This window comes from Citrobacter sp. GW821-FHT07H02, from assembly GCF_059418505.1.
Genome location: NZ_JBWKPZ010000014.1, coordinates 52,843 through 69,596 on the forward strand (window position 1 = coordinate 52,843; position 16,754 = coordinate 69,596).

Consider the following 16,754-nt stretch of genomic DNA (forward strand, 5'->3'; position numbering starts at 1 on the left):
CTTAAATCTTCAATTACGAGCGATCGTTAAACGCATCCTGAATCCACTCAACGTCGTTTCCGGTGAAGGCTAACACATCGAACCGGCAATCCACAGTATCAAAACTTCCGTTGTGGCGCGCGAGCCACACGCGGGCGGTCTGTAATAATTTGTGTTGTTTGCTCCGGGTCACACTGGCTGCCGCTCCACCGAACAAGGCGGAGCGGCGGTATCGGACTTCAACAAAAACCGTGGTATTGCCTTCACGCATGATCAGATCGATTTCGCCACCGTGCTCACGCACGTTGGCGGCAATAAAATGCAGTCCTTTGCGCTCCAGCCATTGACGCGCGGCGGCTTCCCACGCGTCTCCGGTCTGTTTATGCGTTAACTGGCGGGAACAACTTGTCCTTGCTGGTATTTGAGCCATGATAACTTCCTGTTAATCACACAATCCGGCGTGGCAGTTAATGTGCCGGTATTTCCGTTAAGCTCAAAACCTTGCATCTGGCGCATTTGCGAGAAATTGTTCGCCAGAGACCAGGCGTCAACGCCCATGGCATACATACGGGCGAGAGAGTAGTCATTACCCACAGCGCTGAGCGCTTGCTGCATCAACGGGGCATTATTGCCCGCCAGCATGGGAATTTCACTGTATTGCAGACCTTCCATTTCCAGACGGAAGTCTGGGCCTGCGGTACCTTGTGCGCTGCGTGAACTGGCGTACAGCGTCGCACCGCTCTGGCTACCGTTACGCATGGCGATCATCGGCTTAATAAAGGCGATTTCTTCTGGCGTTGCCAGAATATAGACCGCATCCACTCGGCCACCGCTGCCTGTGATTTGCGCGTCAGTCGGCGGGGCTGGAATCGTCAGATCGCCAATGGTAACGCCAGGTTGTGACGCGCTACTGGTGACAGGGCTTCCGCTCAGCGCGATACCTGCACCGCTGTTGACGCCCATTCGCAGCTCAGCGGTTGAGCCAAACTTCTGCTGCAACACGGTACCACCGCCCAATTTCTGCCACTCCTGAGCAAACGCGTTTGTCACTCGATCGCCAAGCCCGCTACGCGGAACCAGCAACAGGGGCGCTTGTTTCCCCTGTTCGCGAATGTGGCGCGCCGCATCGCGAGCTTCATCTTCCGGCGAAAGGGCAAAGTAACAAATATTGGCGTGATTCTGCACCGCTTCTGGCTGATTCAGCGCCAGCACATTCAGCGGCGTGTTGCTCTTCATCAGTTCTTCGACGTTATTTTTCAACAGCGGACCGACAACAATGCTGGCGCCATCTTGCTGAACCTGGGCCAGAACCTGGCTCAGCGGTTGGGAACTGGTGTCATAGACTTTCAGTTCCGCCGAAGGGTTCGCTGGGGCGCTTGCCGTTACCGGTTGAGCAGGTGCGGCTTGCACCGCGCTAACCGGTGCGTCGGGTTGCGTCTGTTGTTCGTTCGTCAGGTCGCTGACGGAGGCCTGAGAAGGGCTGGCAACGCCGTCGGTGACTTGCGGTTGACTCTCTGCTACGACAGGTTCCGCTGCGGGGGCGGGTGCTGCTGCCGGTTGCGAGGCTACCGGCTGAGTCCCCATATTTTTTGCCGCTTCAAAGCCTTTCTGGATAGTGCGACCAAAGACGGCAGCCTGGCCATTCAACGGCAGCAGAAGGGCGATTTTACTGGTGGAGGCGGGTTTAAAACTCTGAACGTTAGTCAGCTGTGTTGGCAACATTTTCGCCCCCGGGTTTTGCGGGTAGCGTTTTTGCCAGTCAACAATGCCAGCCTTCATCATGTTCGGATCGTTACGGTTATCAAACCAGACACGCTGCAGATCCAGCCATCCTTGCAGGACATTTTCATCCGCGTTGATGACCAGCGCCTGAGCTTGCTCCTGCGTCATGGACGAAAGCGCTTGCCAGGTAGCATCGATATTCTTCTGCTTGTCTTTAGCGGCCAGTAACGGCTCCTGAGCGATTAAGGCACGCAGCAAAGAGAGGGAAGGCTGTCCCTGGCTGGCATCAATTTGCGCCTGCCAGTAACGCGCCTGTTGATTTTGATCGAAATCAGCAGGGGTCAGCTTATCCAGCAACGCCTGCGCGCCAGCCACATCTTTTTGTGCCAGCTTGATTTCCACCGCCAGCAGAGACTGTTCACGGCGTTGATTATCGTTCAGATTTTGCGGCAACTGGTTAAACAATTCGACCGCCTGCTGACTTTTACCTTCCTTCAGCAGTGCACGAATGGCGAGTAATTGCCAGTTGGTCTTGCTATCATCTGAACTTTGCTGCATCTGTTGCAGATAAAAACCGGAATCAGCCTGTGCAGTGCCCTGCATATGGGCTGCACTCTGATCGGGCGCCTGGGTGCCACAACCGGCGAACATCAAGGCTGCCAGGATAACGGGCAGACAGCGCGCGGCTTTCAAACGACAAAATGTTGAGGGTACCATACTGTATCCAGTGATATTTTTTACGCAATGCTCAATATTAAATCGGCAATACGGACGACACAATGAAACAACACGAATCGGCGGATAATTCTCAAGGCCAGCTCTTTATTGTACCTACTCCTATCGGGAATTTGGCTGATATTACCCAACGAGCGCTCGAAGTTTTGCAAGCCGTTGATTTAATTGCTGCTGAAGATACTCGCCACACGGGTTTATTGTTACAACACTTTGCGATTAACGCTCGCCTGTTTGCGCTGCATGACCATAACGAGCAGCAAAAGGCCGAAACGCTGGTGGCGAAACTCAAAGAAGGGCAGAACATTGCGCTGGTTTCCGATGCGGGAACACCGCTCATCAATGATCCTGGCTACCACCTGGTGCGTACCTGCCGCGAAGCAGGGATCCGCGTGGTGCCTTTACCGGGGCCGTGCGCCGCGATTGCGGCCTTAAGTGCGGCCGGACTGCCGTCGGACCGTTTTTGCTACGAAGGATTTCTGCCAGCAAAATCCAAAGGGCGTCGCGATGCGATGAAAGCTATCGAAGCAGAACCGCGTACGCTGATTTTCTATGAATCCACCCACCGTTTATTAGACAGCCTGGAAGATATGGTCACCGTGTGGGGGGAGTCCCGCTATGTGGTACTGGCCCGTGAGCTGACAAAAACCTGGGAAACGATTCACGGCGCGCCGGTGGGTGAATTGCTTGCGTGGGTTAAAGAGGACGAAAACCGTCGCAAAGGTGAGATGGTCCTGATTGTCGAAGGGCATAAGGCGCAGGACGACGATCTTCCCGCCGATGCGCTACGCACGCTGGCATTATTACAGGCGGAACTGCCGCTGAAAAAGGCCGCCGCGTTGGCCGCCGAAATTCACGGCGTGAAAAAAAATGCGCTGTATAAGTATGCGCTGGAGCAGCAGGGAGAATAAGAGTGGGTGGATATCAGCCTCCTTTCGTTGTTACCCCATTGATACTCAATCAAGTGATTGAGATTGGTGAGCTTATGGGACACTGGGCGGCGATGGCGGGTAGAACATCCCCTCTTTTACGCAAAGAGAATCGCATTCGTACAATTCAAGCTTCTTTGGCGATTGAACATAATTCGTTGACGACAGAGCAGGTTACCGCTCTGATGGAAGGTAAGCGAATTCTGGCGCCGGCTAAAGATATACAGGAAGTCAGAAATGCCATTCTGGCCTATGAAAAAATGTCGGAGTGGAAAAGTGAACGGCTATCCGATCTCCTACTTGCCCACCGGGTCCTGATGCTAGGGCTGGTCGACAACCCCGGCCAATTGCGTTCCGGGAATGTCGGTGTCTACAGGGAAAATCATCTTATTCATATGGCCCCTCCTGCCTCACAAGTTCCGCGTTTGGTTGATGACTTGCTGGGTTGGTTAAAAACGACAGAACACCACCCGCTTATTGCAGGGGCTGTTTTCCACTATGAATTTGAATTTATTCATCCTTTTGCTGATGGTAATGGGCGAATGGGGCGGTTGTGGCAAACATTAATTCTCCGTGAGTGGCGTACCGAATTGGCATGGCTGCCGGTAGAAACACTGATTCATTACCAGCAGGATCGGTATTATCAGGTGTTAGGGCAGTGCGATCGGCAAAGTAGTTGTACGCCATTTATAGAATTTATTTTGGGCAATATCATCTCCGCGTTGAAAGAAGGATTAGGGCAAGCTCCGACGATGTCGGAAGAAATGTCGGAAGAAATGTCGGAAGAAATGCCGTTTGAGTTGGTGGAAATAGAAAGACGCATTCTACAGCTCTTATCGACTCAGCCTAAGTTAACCGCTAAAAATATTGCTGATGGATGCGAAATCTCATCCCGAACCGTTGAACGATATCTGAAAGCGTTGCAGCAAAAAGGAAAGTTGCAACGCGTTGGCGCGAAGAAAGGCGGGACGTGGCGAGTGTGCTGAAAGCTATCGGTCTGAATAACGCAAGCCTTCCAGTAAGCATGTCGTATTGTCATGCAGCCACAAAAACGAGGCCGGAATGGCCGTCGTCACGGCAGTGGTCAAGTATTTTTCACCGCTATAGCCTGAAGTGTATTTTGCAGTTGGTTTCGTTTCACGGTGAGTGCTGGTTTTCGTTTTTTAAGATAAACAGTGCTGCCCCAAAAGGGACAGCACTGCCGTACGAGGATCAGTAATGCTTCAGCATTCTGTCTATTGACTGTTCCAGCCAGTAACGCTGAGTACCGAAGTTAATGCGTAAGTAGTTTTCACCATCCTGTACATAATGGCTGCCATCCTCAATTACCACTCCCGCCTGCCGGGCAAAATGCTGAGTTAATTGCGTCGCACTGCGTTTATCGGCACTGACATCTATCCACGCCAGATATGAAGATTCTGGATTCATCATTTTCCAGTCAGGGAAATGTGATCTGATGGCATCCGTCAGGTATAACGCGTTGCTGCGTAGATAGCCATTTAACGCATCCAGCCACGGAAGTCCCTGTTGATAGGCGAAAATAATTCCCCAGACGCCAAAGATATTTGGAGAGGTAATCGAGTTTTTCTCCAGTTGCTGGCGAAAACGCTGCCGGAGTGTTGCATCCGGAATCATTGAGTAAGAGGTTTTCAACCCACCTAAGTTAAAGGCTTTGTTAGGTGACGTGAGGACAATCAGGTTATCTGGCGCTGCGCACCCCGATGTCAGGCAACTGACAAACTCCCCGTCAAGAATATGCTCAGCATGCACTTCATCGACGACCAGTATCACACCGTAGCGTATACACAGTTCTGAAACCTGACGAATTTCAGCGGCGCGCCATATCCGCCCTGACGGGTTATGCGGAGAGCAGAAGAACCACAGTTTCGGGTGATAGGTTTTGAGCTGGCTTTCAATGAGATCAAAATCCAATTGATAGCGATTGTCCTCTACACGCAGTGGATTAGCGAGGACGCGTACATCCTGTCGCTGCGCTGCCATTGCAAACGGATCGTAGACTGGCGTATTCATCATTACGTAATCACCAGGCTGGCAAAATGCCTGAACCGTGTAGTGCAATGTAGAAACGGTACCGTAGGTTAATGTTATCCATGATTTTTCAACACTGACGTGATGACGTTGCCGCTGGAAATTAATAACGGCATCGTAAAATTCGTCAAAGCACCATGTGTATCCGAAAGTCCCGTGCGTGACTATCCGCTGGAAACCCTCAATAACCTCAGGCGGTGAAGTGAAATCCATGTCGGCAATCCACAGTGGAATAAAGTCCGCAGGAACCTCCCCAAAGCGAGAACAGACAAAAGCGTGATCCCATTTCCGGCATTTATCGCTTTTTCGTTCGATGATTTTATCAAAATCAAACACAACAACCTCCTGTTAGATTAACGCTTCAATGCCTGTTTTTACGCTCTGGACTTGTGGTCCGATAATGACCTGCACGCTGTGCGCATCAAGGACAACCACTGACAATGCACCGGCATCCTTTAGTGTTTGCTGATCAATTTTGCTCATATCTTTCACTACCAGACGCAGGCGAGTAATGCAGTTGTCCAGCGAATCAATGTTCTCTTTCCCGCCAAGGGCGCGGAGAATCAGACCATGATCGTATTTCGATTTCCCTCGTGCTTTGGTGTTAGCTTCAACCGCTTGCGATGCCCCTTGTTGATCCTCCTCGCGTCCTGGTGTTTTGATATCGTGTTTGAGGATGTACCAACGGAAGACAAAGAAGTAGGTGGCAAACCATACAATCCCAACAGGGAAGACCAGGTACCATTTTGTTGACAAGCCCTGCATGACACCGAAGATCAGTAAATCAAGAATACCGCCGTCGGTGTTACCGATTGTGACGCCTAACAGCGCCATGACCATCAAGGCCAGGCCTGACATCACAATGTGGAAGACATACAACGCTGGGGCAATAAACAAGAACAAGAATTCGATAGGTTCAGAAATCCCCGTTACCACTGACACCAGCACGCCAGAAAGTAACAGACCTTTAATCACCGGGCGGTTTTCCGGGCGAGCAGTGCGATAAATGGCGTAAGCCACGGCAGGCAGGCCGAAAATGAACGTTGGCATAAACCCTTGTGACAGAAATGCCGTAACATGTGGGCTAAACGGTAAGCCCGCTTTAAGCTCCGCATAGAAGATATTCAGTGCCCCAGCGACCTCATGACCGTTAACAATCTCCATGCCACCCGCTGGGGTGAAACGCACCATCGCGAGCAGAATGTGGTGCAGGCCAAAGGGTTTGAGCAACAGTACACCCACGCCGTACAAGAATGGCCCAAAGACGCTGGTACCCTGAATGAGATGACCAATCCCTGCAATGCCAAGCGCGACGTACTCCCACAGAAGAGGAATAAACAGACCCACCAGCGAGAGCGTTAATGCAGTAATAATCGGGACAAAACGGATGCCGCTAAAAAATGCGAAAGCATCATGCAGCACGGTGTCCTGAAAACGCTCATGGAGAAAATAGGTAATTACACCAACCACAATACCGCCAAGTACCCCCATCTCAAGAGTCTGGATACCTAACACGATTGACTGACCCACTTGTTTCATTGCCGCAGGATCAGCAAGTTGGTGAGTAACGCTAAGATAGTAGTTAATGCTCATGTTCATCAGCATGTAACCCACAAAACCGGCAAAGGCGCCTACGGCTTTGTTACGTTTGGCGAGACCCATAGGGATAGCCATGGCAAACATGATAGGAAGATAGCTGAAGGCGAACCCACCAACCATAGCAATAAAGCCGAAGGTTAATTGGGTGAGCTCTCCTCCCAAAAAAGGGAAACTTTTAATTGTTGAAGGACTGGTGACTGAGCTACCAATGCCCAGTAATAAACCCATAAATGCAAGGAGGGATACTGGGAACATAAATGTTTTTCCCAGACTCTGAAAAAACTCCCACGCCTTCGATTTAAACGACTTTACCTGCGTCATGTAGGGACTCCTCGGAATCGATAATATTAATTGAAGGTCCGCCTTGTATTAAGAACGCACCTTCATATTTGAGAGGTTTAGAATTATTTTTTTATGTCGTGATTCTGGTACCTGATATTTTTCAGGCTTCAGCAGTGAGCAGCAGGCGGTTAGCCGAGCCGCAGACATTAACTTTGCTTCTCACCACGTCTTTCATGGCATCCATACCGACGCGCATGTAGTAGCGCGGGTCGTTACCCTGCGGATTTTCAGCAAACCATGCTTTGACAGCGTCGGCGAAGGCGATTTTCAGCTCTGTCGCGACATTGACTTTACATACCCCCAGTTCGATAGCGCGGCGCACATACTCGTCTGGAACATCGCTTGCGCCGTGAAGAACCAACGGCACATTAACCACTTCGCGTATTTCCGCCAGGCGCTGAAAATCAATTTTGGGGCGTTTGGTGTAGAGCCCGTGTGCAGTACCAATTGCAACGGCAAGGCTGTCGACACCGGTCTGCTCAACAAAACGCTTCGCTTCGTGTGGATCGGTCAGGAAGGCGCTTTCTGCATCAACGCTCATGTCATCTTCTACACCACCCAGACGTCCCAGTTCTGCCTCCACGCTGCAGTCACGCGCGTGGCAAAAATCGACAACCGATTTCACCAGTTTCACGTTTTCCTCGAACGGGAAGTGGCTGCCGTCGATCATGGCGCTACGAACGCCTGCATTCACTTTACGGCGGATGTCGTCCAGCGATTCATGGTGATCAAGATGCAGCGCCAGCGGCATGTCATAGGTCGTGGAATAGGCGTTGCACAGCGCGTAAATCTCTTCCAGTGCGATATGTTTGAAGGTGCCCGGCGTCCCGGCAAGGATCACCGGCGATCGCATTTCAGTGCAGACCTCGAGGATCGCCTGGATCGTTTCGGCGTTATGGATGTTGAAGGCGGGAACCGCATAACCTTTTGCCTGGGCATCCTGAAGAAGATATTTGGTGGAAATAATGCTCATCGCGGGATCCTCTTACGCATTCCAGGGGTGAATAACGACGCCTTGCACAACACGATTTACCGTGCCGCTGGCGGAAGGTGTATCTGGGGTATTACCGACGCTGATGGATTGCGTCAGGGCAAACACTTGCGCGTACATCAGGAAGCAAAATGCCTGCTCCATATCGATAAATGGGCGCGAAGGGGGCAGCAGGATATGTGGACCTGCCTCGATGATGGCGTCGCTTTCAGCCGCAATCGCCATGACGCGCATTGCCTGCTGGTCGCGACGTAATTCAGCCAACAGATCAAGATCGTACTGGCGTGTGTATGGATGGCTGGAGACAAACACCACAACCAGTGTTTCGTCATCGACCAGCGATTTTGGACCGTGGCGGAAACCGGTAGGGGAGTCGTAGAACGCAACCAGTTTACCCGCCGTCAGTTCCAGCACTTTCAATGCCGATTCGCGCGCAGCACCCTGTAGTCCACCGCTACCGAGATAAACGATGCGTTTCCATGGCGCATTGCCGAACACGCCGTGACTGAAATCGCCGAGGGAAGTGAGGATCGCATGGCAACGATCGGCCACATCACGAAACGTTTGGCTGTTAATAGCTTCAGGGGCGAAAACAGCCAGGCAACTGGCCATCATGGTGGTGATGCTGCTGGTCATTGCAAACCCACGATCGTGGGTTTCTGCAGGCATCAGCAGAGCGAAGGCGTTATCGCTTTCGGCGGAATTTCGATACAAGCTTCCGGCTTCATTGCAGGTGATGGAAAGGTGGTAGCACTCGGGGATGAATTGATTTGCCAGTTCAACGGCGGCAACGCTCTCCGGACTGTTGCCAGAGCGGGCGAAAGAAACCAGCAACAGAGGGTGTGCAGGATTCAGGTAATCCATCGGATTGGTAACCAAATCAGTAGTCGGTACGGAGCTGATGTTTTTTCCGGTATGACTGGCGAGCCAGGGAGCGATGATGTCGCCGATAAAAGCCGAGGTGCCTGCACCGGTCAATATGATCCGCAGATCATCCTTACGCAACAGCGGCGTAAGAAAATCGTCGATAGCGGCTCGAAGAGTGTCGATGTTCTTGAGCGAGCGGATCCAGCTTGCGGGTTGCTGGCGGATCTCTTCTTCAGTCCAGGTGCCGGTTGCGGCGGTGGCGGAAGTATAGGTTTCGGGCATAACTCAATCCTTAGTCGTGTGAATTCCACATCAGACGCTGGTCAAAAGACCATGGCCTTTCGTTTCATTTCACTTGTTCACATGGTCAATTGAATGAAATCTATAAGAAAGAAATCGAAACTTCAATGAAAGAAAAAGGAATAAAACGAAAATTGTGATCAATGAAATGAAAGTGAAATCTATCTCATTGAAATTTAATCTATTGAATTTGGACTCTGGACCCAGATAAAGTTGATTAAACGAAAGGAAAAGAAAGAAAAGGCCTTTCGGGTAAACACCGAAGGCCTGTGTGAGACAACGTATCAGGGCTAAAGAGAGTGGGGGTGACCCTGAATCCAGATCTGCTGAAGATGGAGCCCACTATCGAGGGCGATAATGTTGGCGCACTTGCCTGCTCTTAACGATCCGAGTTGGCGCTCTATGCCGAGTAATCGGGCCGGGTGAAGCGAGGCCATGTGGATGGCATCTTCTGGCGAGACAGCTGTGTGTTCAACGATATTACGTACCGCCGCATCAAGTGAGAGTGTGCTGCCAGCGAGTCCGCCTGCGGCGGTTCGCACAATGCCATCACGCATCTCTACTTGCTCGCCACACAGCGAGTAACGCCCATCAGGCATCCCTGCGGCTTGCATTGCATCGGTAATCAGTACCACCCGTTCTTTTGCACAGCAGCAGCAAACTTGCATAGCGCCCGGGTGGACATGATGTCCGTCTGCAATAAGTTCCAGCCAGGCACGCGAATCAATGAGTCCGGCGCCGGCCATCCCAGGTTCACGATGATGCAGTCCGGTCATACCGTTAAAGCAGTGCACTAACCCATCGGCCCCCGCATCAAATGCCTCACGCGTTTGCTCATAGGTGGCTGCGCTGTGTCCAAGCATTACCCGAATGCCTTGTTGCCTGAGATGCTGAATAGCCGCCAGCGCCCCCGGCTTCTCCGGGGCCAGCGCCACCACGCGTAACGTGTGTTGCGAGACAGAAATCAGTGCGTCCAGCTCGGCGATATTCAGTTCGCGAAACAGCTCAGGCGGATGCGCGCCCTTGTTCTGCGGCGTGAAATACGGACCTTCCAGATAGCTACCCAACACCTGCGCGCCAGGTCCTCCGTTTTGGCAACGCTGTGCGATACGCGCCAGCGTGTTGTGGATAGCACTCAACGGAGCCGTAACGGTCGTGGGCAACCAGCCGCCCACGCCTTCACGTGCCTTATACAGCGCCAGTTTGTCGAGCGTATCGGGTGCCTCATCCATAACATCGATACCTGCACCACCATGAACATGAGTATCAATGTACGAAGGGCAGAGTAATTCCGCATCGCGCTGACTGATTCCCGTAGGAATAGGTTCAATGGCGGTGATAACGCCGTTATCGACCCTTAGCTGATAATCATCGAGCCAGCCCTCTTCAGTGAGCAGGCGTCTTGCGCGCAGTAGCATGGCCATATTTTTCCTAATCCTCTGTCTGTGACGGGATGCTATTCCTGACAGGCTGCATGGTACTGTCGCAGGATGTCCTGGATATGGTCGATGATGAGGTCTCGTGGCGCAGCCTTGAGAACCCCCTCGCGGACTTTGACGTACTGCAGCGGTAAATATTGGCTAATGAGCGGCAGTGGAATCGGTTCGTCAGCCAGGTTGCGCACCAGACGGGCAAAAGCGTCATCAATGTGTTGATCCGGCCAGTAATAGCGGATGCGGTCGGAATAGCTGTAACCGCGAGCAAACCGACGCGCATTGCGATCGCCGTGGTAGTGGCTTTGCCAGTACTCAGGGCGGTCAATCATCACGCTCTCAAGGACCTGACGTAGTCCGGAACCTGCTTTTGCAGGGAGTAATTCTTCTTCAATGGCCGCCAGCGAGAAAAGAGCCTCGCGCAAAGCGAAGGTGAGAGCCGGTCCTACTTTTAGGATCGCGAAATGATCTTTCACCAGTTGGCGCAACGACTGAGGTGTTTGATAGTCCGTTGAATGTGCTTCAAAGATCAGCGTGTCGTACGCTTCTACCATCGTGCTGAGTGCTTCTGCTTTTTGCGGCTGGTAGTCAATAACATGCGTGTGATCGAACTCGACGCCGGGTTGTACCACCAGTCCAATGATGCGGGGCCAGATGGAATTTAACCCTTGCTTTTCAAATGCGTGTCGATGGGCTTCCAGTGTCGCGCGTGCCGCATCTGGTGTCGTGATTTCAAGTTCGGTGAGTGTCTCATGAGCGCCGCCGGGGACGGGGACTTCGGTTCCGATGACATAAACCAGATCGGCTTCGCCAAAATGTTCGCAGCAGGTTTCTTCCGCGATCCTCGCGAGGCGAGCGGCGCGCTCTGCGACAATCTCGTCAGTCAACGGAACAGGATCGTTGGCACAGGACATACTGCAATCAAGGTGGATCTTTTTGAATCCTGCGGCAACATAGCTTTTGATCAGCACGTCTGCATTATCCATGGCCTGATCGGCGGGGAGATTTTGCCAGCGGTTTGGGCCGAGATGATCGCCTCCCAGAATGAGCTGCGACTGGGGGAAGCCAAGTGAGTCGGCAAGACTGCAAATAAAACCTCGAAAATCGGCGGGCGTCATACCGGTGTAGCCACCGAACTGATCAACCTGGTTCGACGTTGCCTCTACCAGCAACGGAGCCTGGTGTTCGTGGGCATAGCGTATTGCGGCTTCAAGCACCAGTGGATGTGCGGAACAAACGGCATAAATCCCGTTTGTTTTTCCCCGTTTATGCTGTTCCACCATTTCTGTCAGATGTTTCACTTCCCTCTCCCGGTCAGATATCTATGACATTAATCTTTCGTTTTGTTTCGATTGATACTGCTTTATGGTGTCGTAAAAATAAAACGAAAGATACTGGTTTTTCGATCTGTTTCACAAAAGAAACATAATGAAAGGTTTCAGTGGTGCGTTGACGGGGGCATGACAGGCTTATGGGACTTGCATTCCGCTAAAGGAAAGGCGTTAATAAGAAAAACGAAATGAAACGAAAGATTTACTAAAGGATTTTTTATGAGTAATACCGACGCTTCTGCAGATAAGCGGGTAACGGGTACCAGCGAAAGGCGTGAGCAGATTATTCAGCGGTTGCGACAGCAGGGAAGTGTGCAGGTAAACGATCTTTCAGCATTGTTCGGGGTTTCCACGGTTACAATCCGCAACGATCTGGCGTTTCTGGAAAAACAGGGCATTGCCGTTCGAGCATACGGCGGTGCGCTGATTTGCGATAGCAATATGCCGGCCGCGGAACCTTCTGTTGAAGATAAAAGTTCGCTTAATACGGCGGTGAAACGCAGTATTGCCCGAGCGGCCGCGGAACTGATCAAACCCGGGCATCGCGTGATCCTTGACTCCGGTACTACCACCTGTGAAATTGCCCGCATGCTACGCCAGCATACCGATGTGATTGCGATGACCAACGGTATGAACGTTGCCAATGCGTTACTCGAAGCGGAAGGGGTTGAACTGCTGATGACGGGCGGGCATTTGCGTCGCCAGTCGCAGTCGTTTTACGGCGATCAGGCGGAACAGTCATTGCAAAATTACCACTTTGATATGCTGTTTCTCGGCGTCGATGCGATCGATTTAGATCGCGGCGTCAGCACGCACAACGAAGATGAGGCCAGACTTAATCGCCGAATGAGTGAAGTGGCGGAACGGATTATCGTCGTCACAGACTCCAGCAAATTTAACCGCTCCAGCCTGCACAAAATTATTGATATGCAGCGTATTGATATGATTATTGTTGATGAAGGCATTCCCGTTGAGTGTCTGGAAGCATTACGGAAAATGGGTATTGATGTGATTCTGGTCGAGAATTAAAGCTCCCTCTTGCACTGAAAGAGACCTTCCGGGGCGTATTTGACAATATTTATCGTGCCTCGCGCAATATTGCGGCCACGCTGGCCGTCGGGATGCACAGTGCGGGGTGACAAGGGCACGCAAACCCTCTATACTTCGCGCCGAAGCTGACCAGACAGTCGCCGCTTCGTCGTCGTCCCTTTCGGGGGAGACGGGCGGAGGGGAGGAAAGTCCGGGCTCCATAGGGCAGGGTGCCAGGTAACGCCTGGGGGGGAAACCCACGACCAGTGCAACAGAGAGCAAACCGCCGATGGCCCACGCAAGTGGGATCAGGTAAGGGTGAAAGGGTGCGGTAAGAGCGCACCGCGCGGCTGGTAACAGTCCGTGGCACGGTAAACTCCACCCGGAGCAAGGCCAAATAGGGGTTCATAAGGTACGGCCCGTACTGAACCCGGGTAGGCTGCTTGAGCCAGTGAGCGATTGCTGGCCTAGATGAATGACTGTCCAACGACAGAACCCGGCTTATCGGTCAGTTTCACCTAATTATGTAAAAACCCGCTTCGGCGGGTTTTTACTTTTATGGGGCAGGGAAGATGAATGACTGTCCACGACGCTGTACCCAAAAGAACGCGGCTTATCGGTCAGTTTCACCTAATTAAGTAAAAACCCGCTTCGGCGGGTTTTTACTTTTACGGGACAGGGAAGATGAATGACTGTCCACGACGCTATACTCAAAAGAAAGCGGCTTATCGGTCCGTTTCACCTATTAAAAAACCCCGCTTCGGCGGGGTTTTTGCTTTTCAGGGGATGGTGTAGAAATCAAATTACATCTTCGGAATACACTATTTCAGCATTAGGATGTATTTTCACCAGCGATGCAGGTAGGGATGTCGTCACGTTACTTTTAAGTAACTTGTCAAAGATCTCCTTTTTATGCTCGCCAGTCACCATCAAAATGACTTTTTTGGCTGACATAATTTCCTGCAATCCTAATGAGATACCAAATTCAATATTATTCTTACCTGATACCATCGGATGCGCTTTTGAAGCCGAGTGCAGCGTAACTTTACTGACGTTCACTGGCAAGCCGTCGTTAGGTTCGATAAAACCAATATGCCCGTTCATACCCAGACCAATAATGCACAGGTCAGGATTTTTCATGGAGTCCATGACTTCCTGAATACGTTCAACTTCGGTTTCCGGTAATTCACCGCCATCGAACGCGATGTAATTTTCGGGTTGAATACCCCATGGCTTAACAACATGTTCAGTTAAATAGTGTTCACACGAGTCTTTATCCGAATTACTGAGACCCACCCATTCATCTAACTTAATGATTTTTGCGTTGCTGGCAGGACTGGACAGCATTGACGGTACCATATCAAATGCTTTAGTCGGTGTTCCACCTGAAGCAAGAATAAATGAAGCGTCTTCTTTTCTCGCGATAGTGTCGGCAATCTGTTGCGCTACATGGGCCGCAACATCTTCCTGGGTCGTTAATTTAACCAATTGCATCAGTTAACCTCTTTTCATATTTCGTGTAAATTCAAGAATGCCTGAATCAGTGATTGAGACGGTATATTCAAATACGCCATTCTCATTTGAACCGATGCGAATAACGCTCATCATGGGAGTGGGTTCATTCACCTCAAAAATTTTGCACTGCTCTTCATTGAGAATAATGGGCGTGAGCTTTTCTTTAATGCTCATTTCGCCGCTCTTGCCGATATCATCAAGGGCCCGGTACAAGCCAACCTGTTCAACATGTTCAATATTAAGCAAGTTAAATGTTGATTGCAGAAGATAGGTATCTTCAAGCACAGCCAGAGCGTCGTTGACATAACGACGACGGGATATGACTGCAAAACATTCATCTGCGGCAACACCAAAAATATTTGCGACAAACGCAGACGTTAGAAAATCAACTTTCTCAATAATGGTTTTATGTTTCAGCCCTTTTTTATCGACATCCTGAGTAAAGCTCAACTCAGGTTCGACTTCCTCACGGAGCATCGGAATGGTCACAATATTACCAATGCCCTGTTTCGAGACGAGGTAGCCACGTTCAATCAGGTAGGCAATAGCGCTACGTATGGTTGAGCGGCTGCATTGATATTTTTCTTTTAGCATCAATTCTGACGTTAATTTATCACCTTCCTGTAAACCGCGAATCTCTTCTAAAATCAGTTCAGAAATCTGCAGATACTTCGGCAATAAATGTTTAGATTCCATCGTCTTCTTCCTCAAAGGATATCTGCGTATCTTCTATAACAAACGCAGATATTGATTCTTTCCCCTGCTCTAACACTATTTCAACAAGCTCAGGCATGGTACCGACGTCATCTCGAGCCTCGATAGCGGCCACCACCATATTGAAATTTGTACCGGTTAGAACCTCAATGTCATAACCTTTTAGTTTTAACTCTACTGACTTATTAAAAGGGGTACCACCCTTCATGTCAGTGAGGACTAAAAATGCAGAGTTCGGTTCCTGAGATGTCACCAGACATTCCAGTTGATCCCTGAACACGGCGGAAGACATATCGTAGGCATAGGGAACGGCATAAAAATTGTCTATATCACCCAATACGCCTTTAATCAGACTCTGTAGCCCTTGAGAGAATTCTCCGTGGCCGCTAATGATCACCACAACGTTCATTACACAATCCCCACTGCTGCGCCAAGAATTGAAAGTGCAGTGATGGCGCCAATCATGACCAGCGGTTTGATTTTTTTCACCTTAACGGCATAGAACACAGCGATGGCGACCAGTGCAGGCAGTAAGTTAGGCATCACTGCGTCGAGCAGATCGCTTTGCAGCTTAACCACCATGTCTCCGGCATCGAGCGTTAGCGGTGTCGATATCGATATATAGGAGGCCATCAGACCGCCTATTACTGTCATCCCAAGAATGGTGGCGGTGCGTGAAAGCTGTGCAGAAACCGTCTTGATGTTGGCAAAGGCCTTTGTGCCATTTCTGTAGGCAAAGTGCATCAGGCCAAAACGGATCGAAAACTGAATCACGAAGAAGCTGATCAGATAAAAGAACGGCGCGAACACATTACCGTGGCTTGCCAGACTCGCGGCAATACCGGCAATGATGGGGATCGCCGTCGCCCACAGTAACGAGTCGCCTAAACCTGCCATTGGCGCCATTGCGCTGATTTTAATGCTACGGATAACGTCAGGCGCCGCTTTCTTACGTTCGGCGGCCAACGCCAGGCCAAAAGCAAATGTGGGCACAAAGGTGTTGGTGTTGAAAAACTCACTGTGCAAATTCAACGACTTTTTAAGATCGTCAGGATTGGTGTGGATCTTCTTCAATGCGGGCAGCATTGAGTAAATGACACCGCCTGCCTGCATACGCTCGTAGTTAAAACTGGTATTCAACAGCATTGAGCGCCAGCACACCTTATTTAAGTCTGCTTTGGTTAACTCAGGCGCTTCAGTTTGGTCGATAAAATCGCTCATC

15 protein-coding genes, 1 other RNA gene and 1 pseudogene are annotated in these 16,754 nt (G+C 50.8%); 5 read left to right on the plus strand and 12 right to left on the minus strand.

The window, feature by feature from the left end:
* Positions 1 to 13: 13 nt before the first annotated feature.
* Positions 14 to 409 carry a YraN family protein gene (locus AC07NP_RS14680; RefSeq protein WP_494660901.1) on the minus strand — a complete coding sequence of 132 codons (396 nt, stop codon included), beginning with the start codon at positions 407 to 409 and terminating at the stop codon, positions 14 to 16.
* Positions 367 to 2,418 carry a penicillin-binding protein activator gene (locus tag AC07NP_RS14685; protein ID WP_494660902.1) on the minus strand — a complete coding sequence of 684 codons (2,052 nt, stop codon included), beginning with the start codon at positions 2,416 to 2,418 and terminating at the stop codon, positions 367 to 369. The genes AC07NP_RS14680 and AC07NP_RS14685 overlap by 43 nt, the downstream gene beginning before the upstream one ends.
* Positions 2,419 to 2,480: 62 nt before the next feature.
* On the opposite strand from AC07NP_RS14685, the gene rsmI reads away from it, so the two are divergent.
* Together rsmI and AC07NP_RS14695 are read left to right on the plus strand one after the other, a co-directional pair.
* On the plus strand, positions 2,481 to 3,344 hold the full coding sequence (gene rsmI / locus AC07NP_RS14690; RefSeq protein ID WP_203359869.1) for a 16S rRNA (cytidine(1402)-2'-O)-methyltransferase: 864 nt from the start codon (positions 2,481 to 2,483) through the stop codon (positions 3,342 to 3,344).
* Positions 3,345 to 3,346: 2 nt separating this feature from the next.
* Positions 3,347 to 4,348 carry a Fic family protein gene (locus AC07NP_RS14695; protein ID WP_494660903.1) on the plus strand — a complete coding sequence of 334 codons (1,002 nt, stop codon included), beginning with the start codon at positions 3,347 to 3,349 and terminating at the stop codon, positions 4,346 to 4,348.
* Positions 4,349 to 4,574: 226 nt separating this feature from the next.
* On the opposite strand, the gene AC07NP_RS14700 is transcribed toward AC07NP_RS14695, so the two are convergent.
* From AC07NP_RS14700 to kbaZ, 6 genes are all read right to left on the minus strand, one after another.
* The gene (locus AC07NP_RS14700; protein ID WP_494660904.1) at positions 4,575 to 5,747 is read right to left on the minus strand and encodes a MalY/PatB family protein; all 1,173 of its coding nucleotides are present in this window, start codon (positions 5,745 to 5,747) and stop codon (positions 4,575 to 4,577) included.
* Between the two features lie 12 nt (positions 5,748 to 5,759).
* A complete protein-coding gene (gene malX, locus AC07NP_RS14705; RefSeq protein WP_494660905.1) occupies positions 5,760 to 7,331 on the minus strand; it encodes a maltose/glucose-specific PTS transporter subunit IIBC in 1,572 nt (523 codons plus the stop codon).
* Positions 7,332 to 7,452: 121 nt separating this feature from the next.
* Positions 7,453 to 8,325: a tagatose-bisphosphate aldolase subunit KbaY gene (gene kbaY, locus AC07NP_RS14710; protein WP_494660906.1), complete on the minus strand. Its 873-nt coding sequence runs from the start codon at positions 8,323 to 8,325 to the stop codon at positions 7,453 to 7,455.
* Between the two features lie 12 nt (positions 8,326 to 8,337).
* Entirely contained in the window at positions 8,338 to 9,492 is a 1,155-nt protein-coding gene (locus tag AC07NP_RS14715; protein ID WP_494660907.1) for an AgaS family sugar isomerase, read from the minus strand.
* A gap of 308 nt (positions 9,493 to 9,800) precedes the next feature.
* On the minus strand, positions 9,801 to 10,934 hold the full coding sequence (nagA, locus tag AC07NP_RS14720; protein WP_494660908.1) for an N-acetylglucosamine-6-phosphate deacetylase: 1,134 nt from the start codon (positions 10,932 to 10,934) through the stop codon (positions 9,801 to 9,803).
* Positions 10,935 to 10,966: 32 nt separating this feature from the next.
* Entirely contained in the window at positions 10,967 to 12,244 is a 1,278-nt protein-coding gene (kbaZ, locus tag AC07NP_RS14725) for a tagatose-bisphosphate aldolase subunit KbaZ (protein WP_494660909.1), read from the minus strand.
* A gap of 249 nt (positions 12,245 to 12,493) precedes the next feature.
* Here kbaZ and AC07NP_RS14730 point away from each other — a divergent pair, with 249 nt between their 5' ends.
* The 3 genes and pseudogenes from AC07NP_RS14730 to rnpB all read left to right on the plus strand — a co-directional run bounded on the left by AC07NP_RS14730 (position 12,494) and on the right by rnpB (position 13,823).
* Entirely contained in the window at positions 12,494 to 13,303 is an 810-nt protein-coding gene (locus tag AC07NP_RS14730) for a DeoR family transcriptional regulator (RefSeq protein WP_203359877.1), read from the plus strand.
* Between the two features lie 14 nt (positions 13,304 to 13,317).
* Positions 13,318 to 13,413 (plus strand): annotated as a pseudogene (locus tag AC07NP_RS14735) (hypothetical protein); the annotation flags it as partial.
* 32 nt (positions 13,414 to 13,445) lie between these two features.
* An RNA gene (rnpB, locus tag AC07NP_RS14740) (RNase P RNA component class A) lies at positions 13,446 to 13,823 on the plus strand.
* A gap of 278 nt (positions 13,824 to 14,101) precedes the next feature.
* Here rnpB and AC07NP_RS14745 read toward each other — a convergent pair.
* The 4 genes from AC07NP_RS14745 to AC07NP_RS14760 are packed head-to-tail and all read right to left on the minus strand — an operon-like array spanning position 14,102 to position 16,753.
* Positions 14,102 to 14,797, minus strand: coding sequence for a 6-phosphogluconolactonase (locus tag AC07NP_RS14745; RefSeq protein WP_494660910.1), 696 nt, complete (start codon positions 14,795 to 14,797; stop codon positions 14,102 to 14,104).
* 3 nt (positions 14,798 to 14,800) lie between these two features.
* Positions 14,801 to 15,514 carry a GntR family transcriptional regulator gene (locus AC07NP_RS14750; protein ID WP_494660911.1) on the minus strand — a complete coding sequence of 238 codons (714 nt, stop codon included), beginning with the start codon at positions 15,512 to 15,514 and terminating at the stop codon, positions 14,801 to 14,803.
* Positions 15,504 to 15,941: a PTS sugar transporter subunit IIA gene (locus tag AC07NP_RS14755; protein WP_494660912.1), complete on the minus strand. Its 438-nt coding sequence runs from the start codon at positions 15,939 to 15,941 to the stop codon at positions 15,504 to 15,506. Before AC07NP_RS14755 ends, AC07NP_RS14750 begins: the two co-directional genes overlap by 11 nt.
* Positions 15,941 to 16,753 (minus strand): PTS system mannose/fructose/sorbose family transporter subunit IID, encoded by an 813-nt coding sequence (locus tag AC07NP_RS14760; RefSeq protein ID WP_203359881.1) that lies wholly within the window; start codon positions 16,751 to 16,753, stop codon positions 15,941 to 15,943. Before AC07NP_RS14760 ends, AC07NP_RS14755 begins: the two co-directional genes overlap by 1 nt.
* Between the last annotated feature and the right edge of the window lies 1 nt (position 16,754).

Coding starts and splice junctions, on each gene's coding strand:
- AC07NP_RS14680 (WP_494660901.1), bottom strand. CDS start 409: ATGGCTCAAATACCAGCAAGGACAAGTTGTTCCCGCCAGTTAACGCAT.
- AC07NP_RS14685 (WP_494660902.1), bottom strand. CDS start 2,418: ATGGTACCCTCAACATTTTGTCGTTTGAAAGCCGCGCGCTGTCTGCCC.
- rsmI (WP_203359869.1), top strand. CDS start 2,481: ATGAAACAACACGAATCGGCGGATAATTCTCAAGGCCAGCTCTTTATT.
- malX (WP_494660905.1), bottom strand. CDS start 7,331: ATGACGCAGGTAAAGTCGTTTAAATCGAAGGCGTGGGAGTTTTTTCAG.
- kbaY (WP_494660906.1), bottom strand. CDS start 8,325: ATGAGCATTATTTCCACCAAATATCTTCTTCAGGATGCCCAGGCAAAA.
- AC07NP_RS14715 (WP_494660907.1), bottom strand. CDS start 9,492: ATGCCCGAAACCTATACTTCCGCCACCGCCGCAACCGGCACCTGGACT.
- nagA (WP_494660908.1), bottom strand. CDS start 10,934: ATGGCCATGCTACTGCGCGCAAGACGCCTGCTCACTGAAGAGGGCTGG.
- AC07NP_RS14730 (WP_203359877.1), top strand. CDS start 12,494: ATGAGTAATACCGACGCTTCTGCAGATAAGCGGGTAACGGGTACCAGC.
- AC07NP_RS14745 (WP_494660910.1), bottom strand. CDS start 14,797: ATGCAATTGGTTAAATTAACGACCCAGGAAGATGTTGCGGCCCATGTA.
- AC07NP_RS14750 (WP_494660911.1), bottom strand. CDS start 15,514: ATGGAATCTAAACATTTATTGCCGAAGTATCTGCAGATTTCTGAACTG.
- AC07NP_RS14755 (WP_494660912.1), bottom strand. CDS start 15,941: ATGAACGTTGTGGTGATCATTAGCGGCCACGGAGAATTCTCTCAAGGG.
- AC07NP_RS14760 (WP_203359881.1), bottom strand. CDS start 16,753: ATGAGCGATTTTATCGACCAAACTGAAGCGCCTGAGTTAACCAAAGCA.